Annotated in this window: 17 protein-coding genes; 1 reads left to right on the forward strand and 16 read right to left on the reverse strand. The window is 69.3% G+C overall.

Features of this window, described 5'->3' with window-relative positions:
- Complete coding sequence (locus SNE35_RS24335) at window positions 1-1,569, forward strand: hybrid sensor histidine kinase/response regulator (RefSeq protein ID WP_320425612.1); 1,569 nt, start codon at window positions 1-3, stop codon at window positions 1,567-1,569.
- A gap of 155 nt (window positions 1,570-1,724) precedes the next feature.
- Here the strand turns inward: SNE35_RS24335 and SNE35_RS24340 are convergent, their stop codons facing one another.
- From SNE35_RS24340 to SNE35_RS24415, 16 genes are all read right to left on the reverse strand, one after another.
- Window positions 1,725-2,345, reverse strand: coding sequence for a hemerythrin domain-containing protein (locus SNE35_RS24340; protein WP_320425613.1), 621 nt, complete (start codon window positions 2,343-2,345; stop codon window positions 1,725-1,727).
- 239 nt (window positions 2,346-2,584) lie between these two features.
- Window positions 2,585-3,655: a sigma-54 interaction domain-containing protein gene (locus tag SNE35_RS24345; RefSeq protein ID WP_320425614.1), complete on the reverse strand. Its 1,071-nt coding sequence runs from the start codon at window positions 3,653-3,655 to the stop codon at window positions 2,585-2,587.
- Window positions 3,652-4,662, reverse strand: coding sequence for a sigma-54 interaction domain-containing protein (locus tag SNE35_RS24350; protein WP_320425615.1), 1,011 nt, complete (start codon window positions 4,660-4,662; stop codon window positions 3,652-3,654). The genes SNE35_RS24345 and SNE35_RS24350 overlap by 4 nt, the downstream gene beginning before the upstream one ends.
- Window positions 4,659-5,792, reverse strand: coding sequence for an LLM class flavin-dependent oxidoreductase (locus SNE35_RS24355; RefSeq protein ID WP_320425616.1), 1,134 nt, complete (start codon window positions 5,790-5,792; stop codon window positions 4,659-4,661). The genes SNE35_RS24350 and SNE35_RS24355 overlap by 4 nt, the downstream gene beginning before the upstream one ends.
- Entirely contained in the window at window positions 5,789-6,634 is an 846-nt protein-coding gene (locus SNE35_RS24360) for an LLM class flavin-dependent oxidoreductase (protein ID WP_320425617.1), read from the reverse strand. Before SNE35_RS24360 ends, SNE35_RS24355 begins: the two co-directional genes overlap by 4 nt.
- Before the next feature lie 15 nt (window positions 6,635-6,649).
- Window positions 6,650-7,699 carry an aldo/keto reductase gene (locus SNE35_RS24365; RefSeq protein WP_320425757.1) on the reverse strand — a complete coding sequence of 350 codons (1,050 nt, stop codon included), beginning with the start codon at window positions 7,697-7,699 and terminating at the stop codon, window positions 6,650-6,652.
- A gap of 44 nt (window positions 7,700-7,743) precedes the next feature.
- Complete coding sequence (locus tag SNE35_RS24370) at window positions 7,744-8,817, reverse strand: ABC transporter substrate-binding protein (RefSeq protein WP_320425618.1); 1,074 nt, start codon at window positions 8,815-8,817, stop codon at window positions 7,744-7,746.
- A 31-nt stretch (window positions 8,818-8,848) separates the two neighbouring features.
- Window positions 8,849-9,949: an LLM class flavin-dependent oxidoreductase gene (locus SNE35_RS24375; RefSeq protein ID WP_320425619.1), complete on the reverse strand. Its 1,101-nt coding sequence runs from the start codon at window positions 9,947-9,949 to the stop codon at window positions 8,849-8,851.
- Window positions 9,939-10,331, reverse strand: a complete 393-nt coding sequence (locus tag SNE35_RS24380; RefSeq protein WP_320425620.1) for a 2Fe-2S iron-sulfur cluster-binding protein — start codon at window positions 10,329-10,331, stop codon at window positions 9,939-9,941. The genes SNE35_RS24375 and SNE35_RS24380 overlap by 11 nt, the downstream gene beginning before the upstream one ends.
- Window positions 10,325-12,055, reverse strand: coding sequence for an FAD-dependent oxidoreductase (locus SNE35_RS24385; RefSeq protein ID WP_320425621.1), 1,731 nt, complete (start codon window positions 12,053-12,055; stop codon window positions 10,325-10,327). The genes SNE35_RS24380 and SNE35_RS24385 overlap by 7 nt, the downstream gene beginning before the upstream one ends.
- Window positions 12,052-13,782, reverse strand: a complete 1,731-nt coding sequence (locus SNE35_RS24390; RefSeq protein WP_320425622.1) for an ABC transporter ATP-binding protein — start codon at window positions 13,780-13,782, stop codon at window positions 12,052-12,054. Before SNE35_RS24390 ends, SNE35_RS24385 begins: the two co-directional genes overlap by 4 nt.
- Window positions 13,779-14,738, reverse strand: coding sequence for an ABC transporter permease (locus tag SNE35_RS24395; RefSeq protein WP_431312784.1), 960 nt, complete (start codon window positions 14,736-14,738; stop codon window positions 13,779-13,781). Before SNE35_RS24395 ends, SNE35_RS24390 begins: the two co-directional genes overlap by 4 nt.
- Before the next feature lie 2 nt (window positions 14,739-14,740).
- Window positions 14,741-15,718: an ABC transporter permease gene (locus SNE35_RS24400; RefSeq protein ID WP_320425623.1), complete on the reverse strand. Its 978-nt coding sequence runs from the start codon at window positions 15,716-15,718 to the stop codon at window positions 14,741-14,743.
- Window positions 15,719-15,858: 140 nt separating this feature from the next.
- Window positions 15,859-17,454 carry an ABC transporter substrate-binding protein gene (locus SNE35_RS24405; RefSeq protein ID WP_320425624.1) on the reverse strand — a complete coding sequence of 532 codons (1,596 nt, stop codon included), beginning with the start codon at window positions 17,452-17,454 and terminating at the stop codon, window positions 15,859-15,861.
- 17 nt (window positions 17,455-17,471) lie between these two features.
- On the reverse strand, window positions 17,472-18,590 hold the full coding sequence (locus SNE35_RS24410) for a rhodanese-like domain-containing protein (RefSeq protein ID WP_320425625.1): 1,119 nt from the start codon (window positions 18,588-18,590) through the stop codon (window positions 17,472-17,474).
- A gap of 27 nt (window positions 18,591-18,617) precedes the next feature.
- On the reverse strand, window positions 18,618-19,793 hold the full coding sequence (locus tag SNE35_RS24415) for an LLM class flavin-dependent oxidoreductase (RefSeq protein WP_320425626.1): 1,176 nt from the start codon (window positions 19,791-19,793) through the stop codon (window positions 18,618-18,620).
- Window positions 19,794-19,797: the final 4 nt, after the last annotated feature.

Below are 19,797 nucleotides of genomic sequence, written 5' to 3' on the forward strand. Positions count from 1 at the left end.
ATGGCCACCGAGACTTCTCGGGCCGGCGCCGACGTTCTTTTCGAGCAAGCCGCCTGCGGCCTGCTGACGACGACGGCAAACGGCACGATCGAGCGCGTCAACGCCATGTTCTGCCTGTGGACGGGCTACACCGCCGCCGAGCTGGTCGGAAAACGCCGGATCCAGGATCTCCTGACGATCGGCTGCCGGGTCTTCCATCAGACGCATTGGGCACCGCTGCTGCAACTGCAAGGCTCGGTCGCTGAGGTGAAGCTGGACGTCCGGCACAGGGACGGCCGCGTCCTGCCGATGCTGTTCAACGCCGTGCGCAGAATCGACGGTAACGTCACCTGCGATCACATCGCCGTCATGGTCGTCACGGACCGCGAGAAATACGAGGCTGAACTGGTGCGCGCCAGAACAAGGGCCGAGGCGGCACAGGCCCAGCTCGCGCATTCCGATCGACAGAAGGACGAGTTCCTGGCGACGCTGAGTCATGAGCTGCGCAACCCGCTCACGCCGATGCGCAATGTGACGGAGATCCTGAAGCGAAAAGATCTGACCGACCCGCAGTTGATCTGGGCACGTGACGTCCTGGGTCGACAAGTCGACCATCTGAGCCACCTCGTCAACGACCTGCTGGAAGTCTCCCGGTTCAGCCAGGGCAAGATCACGCTCCGACGACAAGTCATGGATCTGGCAGATGCGGTCCACGCCGCCGTCGAAGCCGTCGGACCGCTCATGCAGGCCGCCGCCCAGGAGCTCAGGGTGACGCTACCTGCCGAGCCGGTCCGCATCGATGCCGACCCGGTGCGAATGGCTCAGGTCATGCAGAACCTGCTGAACAACGCTTCCAAGTACACGCCCGACGGTGGCCGCATCTGGCTGGAGGTCGGCGCCGAGGGTGACGAGGCCGTGGCGCGCGTGCGCGATGGCGGCATCGGGATTCCGCCTGATCAGGTCGACCATGTGTTCGACATGTTTTCGCAATTGGAGCCGGCGCTCAAGCGGGCCCAAGGGGGACTGGGTATCGGGCTGTCCTTGGTGCGCTCGTTGCTTCAACTGCACGGCGGAACCGTCACCGCTCGAAGCGATGGATCCGGCCAGGGCAGCGAGTTCACGGTCCGCCTGCCGCTGTGCCGCCAGGCCATCCCCGATCCCCCGCTCGACGTCGCGCCGTCAGGTGGCCCGTCAGGGTGCCGGAGGATCCTGATCGTCGACGACAACGTCGATTCGGCCGAGACGCTGAGCGAGCTTCTCGATTTCTCTGGGCACCAGACTTCCACGGCTCACAACGGACCTGACGCCATCGAGCGTGCCCGACAGACCTTGCCGGATGCCATCGTCATGGATATCGGGCTGCCGGGCATGAGCGGGTATGAGGCGGCCGCGCGCATTCGTCAGGAGCCCTGGGGCAAGCAAATCCTACTGATCGCCCTCACCGGCTGGGGGCAGCCGCAAGACAAGCGGGCTGCGGAGGATGCCGGCTTCGATCACCATCTGACAAAGCCGCTTGACATTGAGGCCCTGGAAGTGCTCCTTAACGCGGCGAGCAACGGCAGCGATTCCGCGGCCGAACAGGATGGCTGAGACGAACGTTCCGCGACCAGCGGCTCTGCGCGCAGACCGCCCCTCAGATGTTGGCAGATCGCTAAGCAGTCAATTGCTCGATGAGCCGTTCCAACCGCCTTGGCAAACGGGTTGCGCGCTGCGTGAATTCGCGTCCAGCCGGCACGAACCTTTGGTTAAAGGGTGCGGCGCGGCTTGCTCCTACCGCGCAACGTAGCGCCAGCGTCGGCGCTGCCCCTGGCCGCAGGCTTGTTGGCCTCGGGCTTCGCGGGCTTGACCAAGCCGCTGGCCAAACTCACCGCGACGCTCTGGAATTCGGCTGCGTAGTGCTTGCGCATTCGCACGATCTCTTTGGCGTATCTCCGTCCAAGCTGTTCCTTCTTCATGTCCGACAACAGACGGCCGGCCACCTGAAAGAACTTCGATTCCTCTTCCTTCAGATGATGGCGCACCTTGAAGCTCAACAGCTTCGCCGTGCCAATCCAGCCGTCCTGCTTCTTGTCGCGCACCGACAACTCGTCCAGCAGCTCGTCGACTTCATGATGTTCATGAAGCGCATGGCGCGAGGCGTCGAGACCGCCATCCTCCATCAGCAGATGGACGTACAGGAATCGTTCTTCCGCCGCCGCATGCGCCATCAACTCGACTTTCAGTTGCAGGAACAGAAGTTCGCGCGCAGCCATATCGCTGCGCGACGCAGTGAGCTTGCGGCACAGGTCGCGCTGCAGGTCGTGGCTTTCACGAATCGCGTCGAAGATCAATCGAGTGGCTCCGAATGGCTGAAGGAAGGTGTTCAAGGCGTTCCTCTGTGACTGTCTGAGCACCGTGCCGCTCATGAACACAGAAAAGCGCCCGGTTCGACGTAGGACGACGGCGCGAAAGCATCTAGGTAGTCGCACCCAACCCCAGCCGTGTCCTTCAAATGCCCCAACGCAGTGAAGCGGGACGCATAAGGTTCCCCTCCCCCCAGCCGCCCGTTGCCCCCGCCCAGCCGGCGCAAATGCAAAGCGCTGCGCGAGCGCTCGTACTGATTGGGTTAGTCGACTTCGATGACCAGCCGCTCGCCCAGCAAGCCGAACCGCTTCAGCTGCGCCCGCAGGACGTTCCGCGACAGGCCCAGCTCGCGAGCCGTGCGCACTTGATTGCTGCCGCAGTGTTCGAAGGCCGTGCGCACGATCAGTTCTTCCAACGTTTCATGTAGCTGAGGGTGCCGCTGGTCCAACAACTGGCGCAGCGCCTGGGCAATCAGGTCCAGCCCGGCCGCAGGCGGCTGCTGGGCACCTGCTGGCGGCTGCGGGAGGCGCAGGTCCTGGCGCTGCACGACGTCGCCGCGACAGACGATCAGCGCGTAGTGGACGACGTTCTCTAACTCGCGTATGTTGCCCGGCCAGCCGTGCGCCAGCAGCGCCTGTTCCGCAGCCGGGGCCAGTGCGATCGAGTCGAGCCCGAGTCGGCGCCGGTAGGTGTCGGCGAAGTGGTGTGCCAGCGGCAGGATGTCGCCGGGTCGCTCGCGCAAGGGTGGCAGGTGCAGCACGGCCACGTGCAGCCGGTAGAAGAGGTCGGCGCGGAAGCGCCCGGCCTGCACCGCCTTGGCGAGGTCCACGTTGGTCGCCGCGATCAGCCGCACGTCGACCGGTATCGGGTGCCGCGCGCCGAGGCGGATCACCTGGCGCTCCTGTAGCACGCGCAGCAGCTTCACCTGCAGGTGCATCGGCATGTCGCCAATCTCGTCCAGGAATAGCGTGCCGCCATTGGCCGCCTCAAACCATCCGGCCCGCGCCTGACTCGCGCCGGTGAAGGCGCCGGCCTCGTGACCGAACAACTCGGCATCCACCAGCGATTCGCTGAAAGCGCCACAGTTGACGGCCACGAAGGGGCCGGCACGCTGGCTGCAGGCATGGATGTGCCGCGCCACCAGCTCCTTGCCGGTGCCCGTCTCGCCGATCAGTAGCGCCGTCGCGTGGCTCGGGCCGATCTGCTCGACCTGCTGCAGCAGCTGTACGGACTGCGGGTCGTTGAAGACCAGCGCCTTGGCGCGGATCGACAGCGCCAGCGTGTCGGGGTTGGGCAGCGTGAGGATCTTCGTGGGAGGACTGTGGTGGCTCATCGGCGTGTTGTCGACGTAGTGCCCAGGTCAAAGCGGCGCAGAAGCGTGCGCATCGTGTTGCGGGTGATGCCCAGCAGCTGGGCCGCCCGTACCTGGTTGCCACGGCATTGCTCGAAGGCCGTGCGCACCACCAACGCCTCAATCCGCTGGAAGGCCTGCGGCGTACGTGCCTCCAACATCGCGCCGATCGCGTCGGCCAGCTCGCGCGGCGCCGCCGCTTCGGCCACTTGCGCTGCAGCGGGCCTCGCCTGCTCGCCGGAATCGTCCGGCGGCACTGGTTCCTCGTTCAGCTCAATCAGTCGAAGGTCGGCGGGCCGGATCTCTCCGCCCTTGCACACAATCAGGGCGAACTGGATCACGTTCTCCAGCTCGCGGATATTGCCGGGCCAGCGGTGCGCCTCCAGCAGCGCACGAGCCTCCGCGCTGATCGCCACAGGAACGCGGTCCGGCGCATGCCGCTCAATGAAGGTGCTGGCCAGCGGGATGATCTCGGCGCCTCGCTCGCGCAGCGGCAGCAAGGCGATCGGCGCAACGTTCAGGCGATAGAACAGGTCGGCACGGAAGCGCCCGTCCGCCACCGCGGCGGCCAGGTCCACGTTGGTAGCCGCGATCAACCGTGCATTGACCGTCACAGGCCGGCGCGAGCCGAGGCGCACGACCTGCCCCTCCTGCAGCACCCGCAGCAGCTTGACCTGCAGGGCCAGCGGCATGTCTCCGATCTCGTCGAGGAAGAGCGTGCCGCCCTGCGCAGCCTCGAACCAGCCTGCGCGCGCGCGGTCAGCACCGGTGAATGCCCCGGCCTCGTGACCGAACAGCTCGGCATCGATCAAGGTCTCGCTGAAGGCGCCGCAATTGACGGCGACGAAGGGCCCGCGGCGGCCGCTCATGGCGTGGATGGCGCGGGCAGTCTGCTCTTTCCCGGTGCCTGTCTCGCCGGTCAACAGCACCGGCGCCTCGCTGCGTGCGATGCCTGCCGTTCGCTCCTCCGCTTTCAATGTTCGGCTCATGGCACTACTCCTTGCGTGGCAATGTAGGCATCCACGGCCGGGAGAGGAACGACGATTTCCTTCTGTGAATATCTGCTTAAACGCGGCAACACCTGTTCACCGACGCGCCTCAGCGCGTCGAGGTTGGGCACCCCCGACAGCACGAAGCTGCGCAGCCCCAGCGCCGCGTATTCGGCCAGTCGTTCGGCCACATGCTCGTAGGAGCCGACCAAGGTCGTTGTGCCGCGTACCAACGCGCTGCCGGCCCACAGGTTGGGCGACACCTCCAACTCGCGCAGCCCACGCAGCCTGCCCTGCCGATGCAGCGCCCGGATGCGGGCCAGTCCCACCGAACCCGACCGCCCGAACTCGCGCTGCGCCTGCTCGATCGCGCCGTCGGGAATGCCGGCCAGCAGGCGCCCCGCCTCCTCCCAGGCCTCATCCTCGGTCTCCCGCGCCAGTATGGCCACTCGCAAGCCCAGACGCAGTTCGCGCCCGCCCTGGGTCGCCAGCGCCAGCGTGCGCTGCACCCGCTGCGCGACCAGTGTTGGCGGCTCGGCCCACATCATGTGGACGTCGGCATGCCGGGCAACGAGATCGCTCGCGGCGTCGGACGCACCAAAGGCAAACACCTCCGGCTGCATATCAAGCGACCGGCCGCCGTCACGACGGTCAAGCAGGTAATGCGGGCTCGCGTGTTGCACCGGCTCGCCGCGCCACAGCGCCGTGGCGATCGAGAGGAACTCGTCAGCGCGGCGGTAGGCCTCGTCGTGCTCGATGAAGTCGCCGTAACTCTGCTGCTCGGTCTCGAAGCCGTTGAACAGGCAGACCTGGATGCGCGGCCCGCACAGCTGTTGCAGCGTCGCAATGCGCTGCGCGAAATGCGCCGGCAGCTCGGGCCCAGCGCGGAAAGACACCATCAGCTTCAACCGATCGGTGCGCGCGGCCAGCGCCGCGGCCAGCAACGCACCATCCTCGGTGGCCACGCCGGTCGGCAGCATCACGCCGTCGAAGCCCAGCTCCTCGGCGACGCAGGCGATGTGCAGCAGGTAGTCCAGATCACCACGCCGCTGCGGCCCGCGGCCCCCGATCAGTTGCGGCCCGTCCCCGCTGGTGGGCACCTGCCAATAAAAACTGAGGTTCCCCGTCATGAGCGGACTCCCTCGGTGAAGGCCGCCGTGCTGCGCAGGCGCGATACCGACCGGCGTCGCGCGAGCAGCCTCCGCTCCACGTCCAGCGGGTCGGCCTCGGACGACACCAGCATGAAGCTGTCGATGCCGGCCGCCTCGCAGTCGTCCAGTTGGCGGGCGAAGGTTTCCGGCGGCAAGCCGTCCAGCTGGATGCGGCAGCCGAAGCGCAGGCTGCGACCCTGCTGCAACGCGAGGATGCGCTGCCTCGCTATGCGCCCGACCAGCTCCCCAGCGGGCACCGGGCCGTGGAAGAGCACCTGGCCATGCTGGGCAGCGAGCCGCTCGGCGGCTGGCGTGGCGCCGCCGACGTACAGAAGCGGCGGTTCGGCGGGCGGCCGGTGCAACCCGCCGCCCTCGACGCGGTAGTACTCGCCGGAGACTGAGATGCCCACGCCGGCCGCGCCCCGCCCCTTGCCCAGTTGCCGCAGCAACTGCAGGAATTCAAAGGCCCGGACATGGCGATCGTCGTGGTTCAGCGGATCGCCGTCATGGCGAGCCGCCGCAGCGTCGACGTCGGTTGACAGGCACAGGACGAGCCGATGACCGCACAGCTGCTGCAAAGTGGCGGCGCGCTGCGCCGTGACCGCCGGCAACTCCAGCCCCGGGCGGAGGTCGACGAGGAAGCGGATGCGCTGGAGCTCCATCGCCAGCCTCGCCGCCAGCAGCCAGCCGTCGGGCCGGCCTGGCCCACTGGCCAGGCGCAGCATCTGGAAGCCCGCCAGCTCGGCCGCGCGCGCCTCGTTCACCCAGCGCCGAACATCACCGGCCTCGGTCCGCAGGGTCCAGATGAACTCGCTCGCCATCGCGCGACCGTCCGCTCAGGCGCCCACCAACGGTTCCGCCGGCGCGCCCACCCGACTGCGCGGCTGGCGACCGAAGAACGGGTGGCTCGGATCGTTGTAGCCCGGCGTGGACGAGTGCCCCGTCGTGACCAGGCTGTCGATGAAGGCCTCGTCCTCCGCCGTGAAGCGGTACTGCAGCGCCGGCAGGTAGTCGTCCCACTGCGCCTCGGTGCGCGGCCCGGCGATGGCCGAGGTGATCAACCTGTTGTTCAACACCCAGGCCAGCGCGAACTGGCCGGCGCTGATGCGGCGCCCTTCCGCGTGGTTCTTGATCTGCTGCGCCAGGTCCAGCGACTCGGGCCGCCACTCGGTCTGCAGGATGCGCTTGTCGCTGCGGCCGGCCCGCGTGTCGGCGCCGGGTTCCTTGTGCGGGTCGTACTTGGCCGTCAGCACGCCGCGGGCCAACGGGCTGTACGAGACCACGCCGATGCCGAAGTACTCCGCCGCCGGCAGGTGCTCGTTCTCGATCTGGCGATTGGCCAGGTTGTACAAGGGCTGGCTGGCCGCCGGGCGGTCCACGCCCAGCGCATCGGCCGTGCGGCTGAACTCGGCCAGCTTCCAGGCCCGATGGTTGGATAGGCCGTAGCTGCGGATCTTGCCGGCGCGGATCAACTCGCCCAGTGCGCGCACGGTCTCGGCGATCGGCGTGTTGTGGTCCTCGCGATGCAGGTACAGCAGGTCGATGTAGTCGGTGCCCAGGCGCTTCAGGCTCGCCTCGACCGACTGGATCACGTTGTGACGCGAGGCGCCGCGGTCATTCGGGCCACTGGCGCCCGGGTTCGGATTGACGAACTTCGTCGACAGCACCCACTGGCTGCGGCGCGGCGCGATCAGCCGGCCGACGACTTCCTCGGAAGCGCCCTTGGCATAGCCATTGGCGGTGTCGATGAAGTTGACGCCCTGCTCGAAGGCCTTGTCGGCGATGCGCTTCGATGTGGCCTCGTCGGTCTGGGCGCCAAACATCATCGTGCCCAGCGTGAGGGGCGAGACCTTAATGCCGTTGCGGCCGAGATTGCGGTATTCGATCGTGCTCATGGTGATGTCTTCGGTTGGAAAAGGAATAAACGGAGTCAGGCCTTCAGCTCGACCTGGCTCACCAGTTCGCGGGCGCGCACCAGGGGACGCGGGTCGATCCAGGCGTCGACGTCGAAGTCCTGCGGAATGAAGCCTTCGGCCAGCAGGAAGTCTTTCTGGTCGTGCAGGGCCTGCACGTAGACCGGGCTCAGCTGCGGCTCGAAGGCGAGGTGCAGCTTCGGGCCGAAGGCCTGGCGGACGGCGGCCTCGGCGGCACCGGTCTCGGCGGCGATCACGCGCACCACCTCGTCCGGGTCGCCAGCCGCCCATTGCGCCGTCTTCAGCAGCACGGCGAGGTACTGATCGACCAGCTCGGGGTGGTCCTGCAGGGTCTGGCGGTCGACGGTGACGGGCCGCGGCGAGCCGGCGCTGACGCGGTCCAGCGGGTTCGACTGCTCGTTGATGTCGAAGATCGCGCGCAGGCCGCGTTGCAGCGCGATGGCGCTGCCGGCGCCCTTGACGAAGATTGCGTCCACGCGACCATCCAGCAGCGCCTCGGTCGGGATGTGCTTGCGTTGATCAGCGGGCGTGCGATCCTCGCGCAGTTCCCATTCGGCCGAAGGCAGGTCCACCCACTGCACCTCGTCGCGCCCGACGCCGTTGAGCCGCAGCGCGGTCAGCAAGCCACGCAGGCCCTCGGCGCGGCCGACGTCCACCAGCTCGGTGCCCTGCTTCTTCACCAGGCCCAGGCGCTTCCCACGCAGCTCGGCCACGTTGCGGATCCCGCTGCCTTCGGGCACCAGCACCAATTGCTGCTCGTCCACCCAGGTGATCGCCAGCACCACCGTGTCCTGGCCGCGCGAACGGGTCCAAATCGGCGGCACATTGCCACCCTCGCGGAAGCTGCCGGGCAGCGAATGGCGGAAGTGCGACTCGCGCACCGCCCTGTCTTGCGAGGCGCGGATCGATTCGAGCCGGATGCCTTGGCGCGCAAAGGCGCCATGCAGCCAACGCTGGTGCTGCGCGATGCCGCTGGCGGTCGGCACCGGGCAGCGCGTGTACCAGAGCTCGGTCGGCTGGGAGGGCTTGGAAGTGGCGGCGTTGGAACGGGGTTCAAGTACGGCGGACATGGTGGATCTCTCCTCGGTGGATCGCCCGGATTCAGGCGGACAGTGCAGGTTCGAGAGCGCGTGCCGCCAGCGCGGCGCGCACCCGGGGAATGACCTCGCGGCCGAACAGCGGCGTATCGCGCAGCGGGTCGAAACAACGGATCAGGAAGCTGGTGACGCCCAGCGCGTGGTAGTCCAGCAGTGCGTCGGCGACCTGGTCGGCGGTACCGACCAGTGCGGTGGAGTTGCCGGATGCCCCGGTGGCGCCGGCCAGTTCGGTCCACAGCCGCTTGTCCAGTACCTTGCCGCGCGCGGCGGCTTGGCGCAGGCGCTGCGAACCGACGTTCATCGGCAGCGACGAGTTGCGCCCGCCGCCATGCACGGGCCGGTTCGGCTGCCTGACGATCTCCAGCAGCTCGCGGGTGCGGGCCCAGGCGGCCTCCTCGGTGTCCTCGACGACGGGACGGAACGCGAGCACGAAGCGCACCCTGCCCTCGCGGCCATGACGCGCGGCGGAGGCGCGCACGCGAGCGATCGTCTCGGCCGTCTGGTCCAGCGGCTCGCCCCATAGCGCGTAGACATCCGCGTGCTTGCCTGCGACCTCGATGGCCGCGTCAGACGAGCCGCCGAAGTAGACCGGGATGCCTTGCGGCTGCAGCGGCTTGACCACCGAGAACGCGCCCTTGGCCCGGTAGAAGCGGCCCTCATGGTCGAACGGACCGGCGCTGGTCCAGACACGGCGGACCACGTCCAGGTATTCGTCGGTGCGGGCGTAGCGTTCGTCGTGCTCGAGGAAGTCGCCGTCGCGTTGCTGGTCCTCGTCGGTGCCGCCACTGATGATGTGCACGCCCAGGCGACCGTCGGCAAAGTGGTCCAGCGTAGCCAATTGCCGCGCAGCCATCGTCGGCGCGACGAAGCCGGTGCGATGCGCCAGCATCACGCCCAGGCGCGTCGTCTCGTGCAGCACGAAGGCGGCGATCTGGTTGTTGTCGGGCGTGGTCGAGAACGAGCCGATCAGCAAACGGTCGAAATTGCTGCGCTCGGCCGACTGCGCCAGCTCGCGAATGTAGGCCTTGTCGACGACGGGGCCGCGGGGCGGGATGACGTCGGAGCCGCTGCGGGCGCCGACGTGGCCGATGAATTCAAGCGTCATGGGGCGATGGCTCCGGAATCAGTGAAGTTGAGTTGGAGGAAGCGATGCGGGCGCTGCGCACGAGGCTCAGCTCGACGACCGTGTCCAGCAGCGCGAGGCTGGGCTTGGCCGGCGCGATGCGGATGCCCTCATGCAGCGGCACGGTGCAGGCGGTCTGCACCTCGCCGTCGATGCGCATCGCGCAGACCTTGCACAGGCCGCGCCGGCACGAGAGCGCATAGCCGAGCTGCGGGTCCAGCGTGCGCTGCAGCACCTGCAGCGCGGTGCTGACGCTGGCGCCGCTCCAGTCAGACAGACCCAGGCCCGCTTCGGCGGCCGGCGGCAGCGTCAGATCCAAGGTCCGCTCGGCGCCGTCGCGGTAGAGGGTCAGGTGGATCAGCATGGTGCCCGCATCAAGGTGTGAGCGACCGCCGCGTGGCGCAGCACCAGCGCATCGCCGTCCTGCGCGACGAGGCTGTGCTGCAGCGGTCCGGCGGCGTGGTGGCCGCGCATGTCGTGGCGTTGGTGCGCGCCGATGGAGGCCGTGCGGCCGAGCGCGCCCAGCAGCGCGGCTTCGAGCACCGGTATGGCCGCGCGACACTCCAGCGCGTCGCTCCAGTCACGGTTCCAGATCCGCTCACGGTTGCGCGGCGCGAGCCGCGGCAGCGCGTCGCGCCGAAGCGCGCGCAGCGTCTCCAGCGCCTGCTGCAGCACCGGCCCGCTGCGCGCCGCGCCGAGCGCCGACTCCGCCAGTTGCGTCAGACTGTCCTTCAGTTCGAACGGCACCAGCGCCTGATCGCGGCCATGCGCGGCCAGTGGCGCCGCGATCGCGGCCAGCGCGTCATCTTTGTTCACGGCACGGGCAGTGGCACGCCCGCGGCCCGCGTGGCGAGCCGCGGCGAGCCCCGCGGCCCGACCCTGCGCCAGCATCTGAGCGCCGGCATTCCCGGATAGCCGGTTCGCGCCATGCACCGCGCCGGTAGCCTCGCCGCAGGCGTACAGGCCCGGTACGCGGGTGGCGCCCTGCGCGTCAACGCGGATGCCACCCAGCGAGAAATGCGCCGCCGGCATCACCTCGACCGCATAGCCCTCGCGAATCCGCTCGATCAGCGGGCTCATGTCGAAGCCTTGCCAGCGCCAGTCCGCGGTGACCGAGCGCGACCAGGTCACGTAGTCATCGATGATGTTCTTCGGCAGGTGGGCCCACGAGAGGTACACCGCGCCGTTCGGGCTCCCGCGACCCTCGACGACCTCCGCGGCGCAGGCGGCCGAGACGACGTCGCGCGTGGCCAGCTCCATCCGCTCAGGATCCCAGCGGGCCATGAAGCGCTCGCCGTAGCGGTTCAGCAGCCAGGCCCTCAGCCCGCCCTGCGGGCCGAGCGTCCAGGGGAACTGCAGGCCCCGCCACAGCGCCGGCGCCGCCAGGCAGCAGGGCAGGAACTGCAGCATCTCCATCTCGATCAGCTCGGCGCCGGCCGCCAACGCCATCGCATGCCCCTCGCCGGACAGTTCCTCGGGCGCGGTGCGCAGGTGCCAGTTCGAGGTAGTGCCTCCGGTGGCCAGCACGACCGCACGGCCGAACATCGCATCGGCCTCGCCGCTGCGCTTGTCCAGGCCGGCGATGCCGACGACCACGCCGTCCGCGTCGCGCAGCAGCTCGGTGGACTGGAAGTCCTCACGGAACTGCGCGCCGGCGGCGACGGCCTGGTTCGTCACCGCCTTCTGCATCTCCGGGCCCTTGATGTGGATGCCGCGCCCGCTGCTGTGGCCGGGTGCCTTCTTCGTCACGTGGTACTTGACCCCTGACGCGATCAGGCGCTTCAGCTCCGGGCCGACGCCGCTGACCATAGCCGCGGCGAGCTGCTGGTCATTGAGCCAGGAGCCGGCCTGCAGCGTGTCGCGCAGGAACACCTCCTCGGTGTCCGCCGCATCGCCCGGCAGGCCCAGCGCCAGCAGCGTGCTGCCAGCCGCCGAGACGCCGCCACCCGAGGTGATCGTGGCCCCGCTGCGGCCCACCAGGCCCTTGTTGACGACCAGCACCGAGGCGCCCCGCTGCCGCGCATGCCAGGCCGCGACCAGCCCGGCCGCCCCGGCGCCAACCACAATCACGTCGAAGCCGGCGCTCATGCGGCCACCCTCGAGGACATGGCGTCGAAGCGAGGGCTCGGCACCGCGCGAATCAGCGTCCGCGTGTATGGATGCTGCGGCCGCTCCCACAAGGACTGCCCATCGCCCTCCTCCACGATCTTGCCGCCGTGCATCACCAGCACGCGATCGGCCATGTACTTGACGACCGACAGGTCGTGCGAGATGAACAGGGTCGCAAGCTGGAACTCGTCCTTCAGCTCGGCCAGCAGGTTGAGGATCTGCGCGCGCACCGACACGTCCAGCGAGGACACCGGCTCGTCGCAGATCACCAGCCGCGGCCGCAGCACCAGCGCGCGGGCTAGGCCGATGCGCTGGCGCTGGCCGCCGGAGAACTCGTGCGCGTAGCGCTGGACTGCGCCGGCCGGCAGGCCGACGCGGTCGATGATGGCGACGATGCGGCGGCGGCGTTCGTCGTGGCTGTCTACGCCATGCACGCGCAGCGCCGCGTCGAGCATGTCGAACACCGTGTGCCGCGGGTTCAGCGATCCGTAGGGGTCCTGGAACACCATCTGGATGCGGCCGCGGTACGGGCGCAGCGCGCGCTCGTCGAGTGCGGCGATGTCGGTGCCGTCCAGCACGATGCGGCCCGAGGCGGGCTTGAGCAGCCGCAGCAAGGTCTTGCTGAGCGTGGACTTGCCGCAGCCCGATTCGCCGACCAGGCCCAGCGTCTCGCCAGGGCGGATGTCGAAGCTGACGCCGTCGACGGCCGCCACCTCGCTGCCACCGTGCGCACCGCGGTAGACGGTGCGCAGCTCCTGCACCGACAGCAGCGGAGGCTGCGCGGCGTCCGGCAGTGGCGCGGGCGTGGCGCCCAGCGCCCGCGTCTCCAGAAGGTAGCGCTGTTGCCCGCCGGCACCGGCGACGACGCGCACCTCGGGCAGGCGCGCGCTGCGGCAGTGCAAGGTGCTGTCCAGCCGCAGCGAGGCACCCAGCAGGCCGCGCGTGTAGTCGTGCCGCGGCGCCGAGAAGATCTGGCCGGTCGGCGCGGATTCGACGATCTCGCCACCGACCATCACGGCGACCCGGTCCGCCCACTGGCCGACCACGCCCAGGTCGTGCGTGATCAGCAGCAGGCTTGTGGAGAACTCGCGACCCAGCTCGCGCAGCAGCTCGAGGATCTGCGCCTGCACGGTCACGTCCAGTGCCGTCGTCGGCTCGTCGGCGATCAGGAGCCGCGGCTGGCAGGCCATCGCGATGGCGATCATCACGCGCTGGCGCTGACCGCCGGAGAGCTGGTGTGGGAAGTCGTCGATGCGGCGCTGCGGCTCGGGGATGCGCACCCGATCCAGCAGCTGGATCGCCCGCGCCCGCGCCGTCCAGCGATTCAGGCCCTGGTGGCGGCGCAGCACCTCGGTGATCTGCTCGCCGATGCTGAGCACCGGGTTCAGCGAGGTCATCGGTTCCTGGAAGATCATCGAGATCTCGTTGCCGCGTACGCCGCGCAGCGCGGTCTCGTCCAGCGACTGCAGCTCGCGCCCGCCGAAGCGGATGCGCCCGCTCACCCGCGCCTGCGTCGGCAGCAGGTGCAGCAGCGACAGCGCCGTCGTCGACTTGCCGCAGCCCGATTCGCCGACCAGCGCCAAGGTCTCGCCCGGCGCCACCGAGAAGCTCACGCCCCGGACCGCGCGATGCGCGCCGAAGGACACTTGCAGGTCCTCGACCTCCAGCAGCGGCGCCGCCGCGGCCGGTTGCAGCACCGCGCTCATGGCACCACCCTTCCCCGCAGCCGCGGGTTCATCGCCTCGATCAGCGCATCGCCGATCAGATTCAGGCTGAACACGGTGGTCACCAGCGCGAGGCCGGGAATCACCGTCAGGTACCAGGCGCTGCGCAGCATGTCGCGCCCGCCGCCGATCATGCTGCCCCAGCTCACCTTATTCGGATCGCCGACGCCGAGGAAGGCCAGCGAGGATTCCATCAGGATGGCGCTGGCCACCATCACCGAGGCGGTAACGACGACCGGTGGCAGCGCGTTCGGCAGGATCTCCCGCACGATGATCCAGCGATGGCCGAAGCCGATGCTGCGCGCCGCGAACACGAAGTCACTGGACAGCAGGGCCCGGAACTGCGCGCGGATCAGCCGCGCCACCGTCTCCCAGGTCGTCAGGCCGATGACCACCGCAATCACCTCCAGCGAGGACTGCGTGATCGACACGATCACGACGACCAGCAGGAAGCTCGGCGTCGTCTGGAAGATCTCGATCAGCCAGTTCAACACCGCATCGACACGGCCACCGAAATAGCCCGCCGTGGCGCCGATCAGGGTGCCGAGCGAAACGCCCACGCCCGCGGCCGTCAGGCCCACCAGCAGCGACACGCGCGCGCCGTGCACCAGGCCGGCGGCGATGTCCCGGCCCAGTTGGTCGGTGCCCAGCGGATAGGCCGGATCGGTGAAAGGCCGCAGCAGCGGTGCGGCGACGATGTCCAGCGGGTCGCCAGGGCGGATCCAGTCGGCGGCGAGCGCCACGCCCACAAAGGCCAGCAGCAGCATGACGCCGACGACGGCGGCCGGATCGCGCAGCAAGGCTCGCAGCACGGGCCAGTTGGCGGTCGACGGCACCGAACCACGGCCGCGCAGCAGGTGGCGGCGCAGGAGAGAGCGCCAGGTCGGCGCCGCGGCGTCGCCCAGGCTGTCGGAATCGAAGGGCGGAACGAAGGACATGGTCAGGTGGCCCGGATGCGGGGATCGAGCCTGGCGTGCAGCAGGTCGATCAGGACGTTGGCAACGATCACCAACAGCGAAGACAACAGCAGCACGCCGAGCAGCACGCGGTACTCGCGGGCCTGTACGGCCTCCAGCGTCAGCCGGCCGATGCCGGACCAGCTGAACACCGTCTCGGTGACGGCCGCGCCGCCCAGCAGGCCACCGAGGTGCGTGCCGGCCACCGTCGTCACCGGCAGCAGCGCATTGCGCAGGATGTGGCGCAGGCGCACGCGCACCGGATGCAGGCCCTTGGCCCGGGCCGTGCGCACGTAGTCCTGCGTCTGCACCTCCAGGATCGCGGCGCGGGTCAGCCGGGCGTAGACGGCGACGAAGAAGCTCGCCAGAGTGCAGGCCGGCAGCACCGCGTGGCGCAGCGTGTCGGTGAAACGCTCCCAGCCGTGCAGCTCGGCACCGACGGTGCCGTCGCCGCCGCTGGGCAGCCAGCCGAGCTGCACGGCGAACAGCACGATCGCCATCAGCCCGACCCAAAAGCCCGGCGTCGAGTACATCAGGAAGGCCAGCGAGGACAGCAGCCGGTCCGGCCAGCGCCGCGCCCAGGTCGCCATCACCGTACCCAGCGCGACACCCAAGGTCAGCGAGATGACGAGCGCCGCGCCCATCAGCAGCAGCGTGTTCGGCAGCCGCGCCAGGAGCAGGTCCAGCACCGGCATGTCGTAGCGCGGCGAGTAGCCCAGGCTCAGGTGAAGCAGGTGCTGCAGGTAGTCGCCGAGCTGGTGCCAAGACGACTGGTCCAGCCCATAGCGCTCGCGTAGCAGCGCCGTCGTTTCGGCGGTTGCCGAGCCAGCCTCGGCGACCAGCGCGTCCACCGCATCGCCGGGTACGAGCTGCAGCAGCGCGAAGTTCAGCAGCACGACGCCCAGCGCGGTCGGCAGCGCGCGCAGCAGCGGGCGGCGCAGCGCACCGAGCCAGATCCCCACGTTTAGGGCCGAGCGCCGGGCCGCCCCAAGCCGGCCTGGCTGGCGATGTGCTTGCGGCTCGATGCCGCAAGCATCGCGGTCCCCTCGGGGGACCGACCGATCGAGCCCGGGTTCAGCGAGGCGAGATTGGGCGAGGGGCATCATGCTTCCAGCCATGCGGTGGAGAAATTGCCGCTGGAGCCTTCGGCAGTCGTAATGAAGTCGCGCAGCTTCTTCTGCGCCACGACCACCGTCTCGCTGCTGATCAGCGGGATCTTCGGCAGGTCGGTCTCCGCCACCTGCTGGAAGCGCACGTACAGCGCGCGGCGCTTGGCCGGATCGGTCTCGACCTGCGCAGCCTCGAGTAGCCGGTCCGCCTCGGCGCTGCGATACGCCGCGCCGTTGGAGAAAGCCACGCCGGGCTGGATGTTCTTGGACCAGTAAAAGCGCTGCGTGCCGATCGCCGGATCGGGGCCGGCGCTCGCGCTGTAGATCGTGGTGTCGAAATCGCGCCGGGTGTAGACACGGTTGACGAACTCGCCGAAGTCCTGCTGCCTCACTTCCATGCGCACGCCAATGCGCGCCAGGTTGCTGCGCAGCACTTGCGCCGTCTGGCTCAGCATCACGCCGGTCGCGTTCGGGTCGTTGGTGAAGCTGAAGCGGATGCCGTTGGGCTTGCGCTTGTAGCCGGCCTCGTCGAGCAGGGCCTCGGCGCGCTTCAGGTCGAAGGGGTAGGTCGGTACGTCGTCGGTGTGGAACTCGGCCAGCGGCTTGGGGATCGGGGCCTGCGCGATCGTGCCGTAGCCGTACCAGACGTTCTTCAGCAGGAAGTCGCGATCCACCGCGTGAGCGATGGCGCGGCGCACGCGCACGTCCTGGAACAGCGGGCGCTCCAGGTTGAACTCGAAGCCGGTGATGCCCGAGCCCGCACTGGCAGTGCGCCGGTGCACCGCGAGGTTCGGCTTGGCGGCGATGCCGGCGAGGTCCGACAGCGGCAGCTCGGAGGACAGGTGCACCGCGCCGGTCTCCAGCGCCGCCGCGGCCGCCGCCGGATCGGGCAACTGGCGGAACACGATGCGGTCCAGGTAGGGCTTGCCGGCGTCCCAGTAGTCCAGGTTGCGCTCCAGCACGAGTTGGCGCCCGCGCTCCCAGCGCACGAAGCGGAAGGGGCCGGTGCCGATCGGCGCGTTGTTGTGCGGATTGGCCAGCAGGTCGCTGCCCGCGTACAGGTGCCGCGGGATCACCTGCGATTCGACCGAGGACAGCGCCCGCAGGATGTAGGGCGCGGGCTTGGACAGCCGCAGCACCGCGACCAGCGGATCCGGCGTGTCCACCCGCTCCACGTTGGAGAAGGTGGCCCGGCCGCGCGCGTTGTACTTCTTCCAGGCCTCCATCACCGAGAAGGCGACGTCGGCCGAGGTGAAGTGCTGGCCGTCGTGCCACTTGACCCCGGGGCGCAGCTGGAAGCTGATGGCCAGGCCGTCGGCGCTGGTCTCCCAGCGGGTAGCCAACTGCGGCCGCGGGCTCAGGTCCACGTCGTAGCTGAGCAGGCCGTCGAAGACCTTGCCTGAGACGGTCTGCGTCGGTCCGGCGGTGGTGAGTGCGCTGGTCAGCAAAGTCGGCTCGCGGCCGACGCCGATGACGAGCGTGCCGCCCCGCACGGGCGATGCGGCAGGCACGGCAGGCGCAGCAGCTTCAGCCGCCGGCCAGGCCAGCGCCGCGGGCAGCGCGAGGAGATGTCGACGCGAGACGGTCATGGCGTGCTTCGATCGGGTCAGGCGGCGGCCGCCACGGCAGCGGAAGCCTCGACAGGCGCGGCGCTGCCCGCCACCGGCACTTGGTGCCACCACACCTCCCAGCCGCGCTGGCGCAGCCAGTGGGCCGTCGTCGTTGCGCGCACGCCGTGGTCGTCCAGCAGCACGAGGCGCGCGCCGCGAGCGGCGGCGAAGCGGTGCGCATTGAGCTGCAGCTGGCCACCCGGCGCGTGGATGGCGCCCTCGACATGGCTGGCCGCGAATTCCTCGGCGGTGCGCACGTCCAGCAGGTAGGTCGTGCGCTCGCTGTCCTGCTGCCAGACGTCGATCTGCGCGGCGTCGACATAGGGCACGGCCGAGCTCTGGCGCAGCTTCGCCGCGCGCTCACGCGCCACCGCCACGGCCGCCTCGCTGACCGGGCCAAAGCTGCGCGTAGCGCCCTCCTCCAGCGCCCAGCCCTCGCGCTGCCAGCCCTTGGTGCCGTCGTCCAGCAGCGAGACGTGGTTGGGCACGCCCGCGTCGATCAGCACCTGTGCACCGATCACCGCGCGCGGCAGGCCAGCGCAGGACGTCAGCACCACCGTGTCCGGCGAGGGAACCAGGTCGGCAAAGCGGTAGACCAGCTCGGCACCCGGCACGCTGATCGCGCCCGGCACATGGCCGCGGGCGAATTCCTCTGGTGTGCGCGTGTCGAGCACGACGACGTCTCGGCCCTCGGCGCGCAGCCGTGCCAGGTCTTGTGCGGTGCTGACCGGCGTGGCCCGATCGCGGCTGAGCTGTTGCGTAAAGTGGCGCGGCTGCTGGTGCAGCGAGGCCGCGCGGCGCGATTCGGCCCAGGCCGCCAGGCCGCCCCTGAGCACATGCAGGTCGCGGTAACCGAGCGCCACCAGGCGCTGGGCTGCGGCCTCGGAGCGGCTGCCGTCCTCGTCGACCAGCACCGTGCGCGTGCCCCGGCGCGGCAGCACCTGCACGACCTTGGTTTCCAGTTGCGCCAGTGGCACATTGGTGCCGGTCAGCGGCTCGCCGTAGCCGTAGGCGGCCTCGTCGCGCAGGTCCAGCACGGCGATCTCGCGCGCCGAGGAATTGCCGTTGATCCATTCGGCCAGCGTGTCGGCGGGGATGAAGTTGATGAATGCCATGTGTGGTTCTCCCATGAGGTGTTCAGGTCACAGACGAAGTCCCGCGCTCTTGAGCAGCGGCAGGATGCTGGCGCCGAAATGCGCCAGGTCTTTCTCGAAATCGAAGAAGCCGATCTGGATGCCGTCGATGCCCGCGGCCTTCAGCGCGATGAGCTGCTCGACGACCTGCTCCGGCGTGCCGACGATCTCGATGTTTCCGCCGAGGCCCCGGCCGACGTTGCGCGTGCCGTCCTTGCGGCCGCGCCAGGCATGGGCATCGCTGTCGTACTGGCGGTTGCCGGGCTGCACGCCCGTCTTGCCGGCGACGATCGCATCCGCATAGGCCTCGGTCTCGGCCTCGGTGTCGCGGCTGACGATCACCGGGTTGATCAGCGTGCGCACGGTGCGGCCGGCCTTGCCGGCCGCCGCGCGGATCTGCGCCGTGTGGTCCGGCAGCGTGGCCAGCGCCGCGTCGATGCCGGAGCCACCGGGGCTGGTGACGAAGATGATGTCCGAGTAGCGGGCGGCGAAGTCGATGCCGGCGTCCGAGCCGGTGGCGTTCACCAGCACCGGGCGGCCGTATAGCGGCTTGGGCGTGATGAAGCCGCGGTTCACCGCCCAGCCCTGGCGGCCCCGGTGCCAGAAGTCCTCGTCGCTGGACCACAGGCTCTCGACGACGTCGAACAGCTCGGCGCTCAGCGCGTAGCGCTGGTCATGCTCGATGCGCTGCCAGCCGAACATCTCGTGCTCGATCGCGCGGTGGCCGGTCACGATGTTGATGCCCCAGCGGCCCTTGGCGATGTGGTCCAGCGTGGCGCCGTACTTGGCGATGTGCAGCGGATGCAGCGGGCCGTAGAGCACATGCATCGTCGAGATCAGCATGATGCGGCTGGTGGCCGCCGCCATCGCCCCGAGCGCGATGAAGGAGTCCAGCGAGGCCTCGCCGTCGTAGCCGCCCTTGGGCAGCCATTGCGTGCGGCTGAAGGCCAGCTCGAAGCCCAGCGCCTCCCCCTGCTGGACGATGCGGGTGTTGTAGTCGAAGGTCCAGGTGTTCGACGTCGGCAACGCGGTGCGCTGGATGTCCTGCAGGTTCAGGAACAGGCCCAGCATCAGCGGCTGCTTGAAGGCCTGGCTCAGCGGGCTGTCGGGGAACTCGCTCGGCGCGCGGGCGCGCTGGATCGGGCTCTGCTGGGTCGGGACGATCGTTTCGATCACGGCACTCATGGCG

It is taken from the genome of Roseateles agri (assembly GCF_034043675.1).
In the GTDB taxonomy this organism is placed as follows: domain Bacteria; phylum Pseudomonadota; class Gammaproteobacteria; order Burkholderiales; family Burkholderiaceae_C; genus KK5.

Excerpts from the sequence above, each read along its gene's own strand:
- SNE35_RS24415 (WP_320425626.1), bottom strand. The coding sequence starts at position 19,793 with ATGAGTGCCGTGATCGAAACGATCGTCCCGACCCAGCAGAGCCCGATC.
- SNE35_RS24395 (WP_431312784.1), bottom strand. The coding sequence starts at position 14,738 with ATGTCCTTCGTTCCGCCCTTCGATTCCGACAGCCTGGGCGACGCCGCG.
- SNE35_RS24345 (WP_320425614.1), bottom strand. The coding sequence starts at position 3,655 with ATGAGCCACCACAGTCCTCCCACGAAGATCCTCACGCTGCCCAACCCC.
- SNE35_RS24370 (WP_320425618.1), bottom strand. The coding sequence starts at position 8,817 with ATGTCCGCCGTACTTGAACCCCGTTCCAACGCCGCCACTTCCAAGCCC.
- SNE35_RS24335 (WP_320425612.1), top strand. The coding sequence starts at position 1 with ATGGCCACCGAGACTTCTCGGGCCGGCGCCGACGTTCTTTTCGAGCAA.
- SNE35_RS24385 (WP_320425621.1), bottom strand. The coding sequence starts at position 12,055 with ATGAGCGCCGGCTTCGACGTGATTGTGGTTGGCGCCGGGGCGGCCGGG.
- SNE35_RS24390 (WP_320425622.1), bottom strand. The coding sequence starts at position 13,782 with ATGAGCGCGGTGCTGCAACCGGCCGCGGCGGCGCCGCTGCTGGAGGTC.
- SNE35_RS24410 (WP_320425625.1), bottom strand. The coding sequence starts at position 18,590 with ATGGCATTCATCAACTTCATCCCCGCCGACACGCTGGCCGAATGGATC.
- SNE35_RS24355 (WP_320425616.1), bottom strand. The coding sequence starts at position 5,792 with ATGACGGGGAACCTCAGTTTTTATTGGCAGGTGCCCACCAGCGGGGAC.
- SNE35_RS24375 (WP_320425619.1), bottom strand. The coding sequence starts at position 9,949 with ATGACGCTTGAATTCATCGGCCACGTCGGCGCCCGCAGCGGCTCCGAC.
- SNE35_RS24350 (WP_320425615.1), bottom strand. The coding sequence starts at position 4,662 with ATGAGCCGAACATTGAAAGCGGAGGAGCGAACGGCAGGCATCGCACGC.
- SNE35_RS24405 (WP_320425624.1), bottom strand. The coding sequence starts at position 17,454 with ATGACCGTCTCGCGTCGACATCTCCTCGCGCTGCCCGCGGCGCTGGCC.
- SNE35_RS24360 (WP_320425617.1), bottom strand. The coding sequence starts at position 6,634 with ATGGCGAGCGAGTTCATCTGGACCCTGCGGACCGAGGCCGGTGATGTT.
- SNE35_RS24380 (WP_320425620.1), bottom strand. The coding sequence starts at position 10,331 with ATGCTGATCCACCTGACCCTCTACCGCGACGGCGCCGAGCGGACCTTG.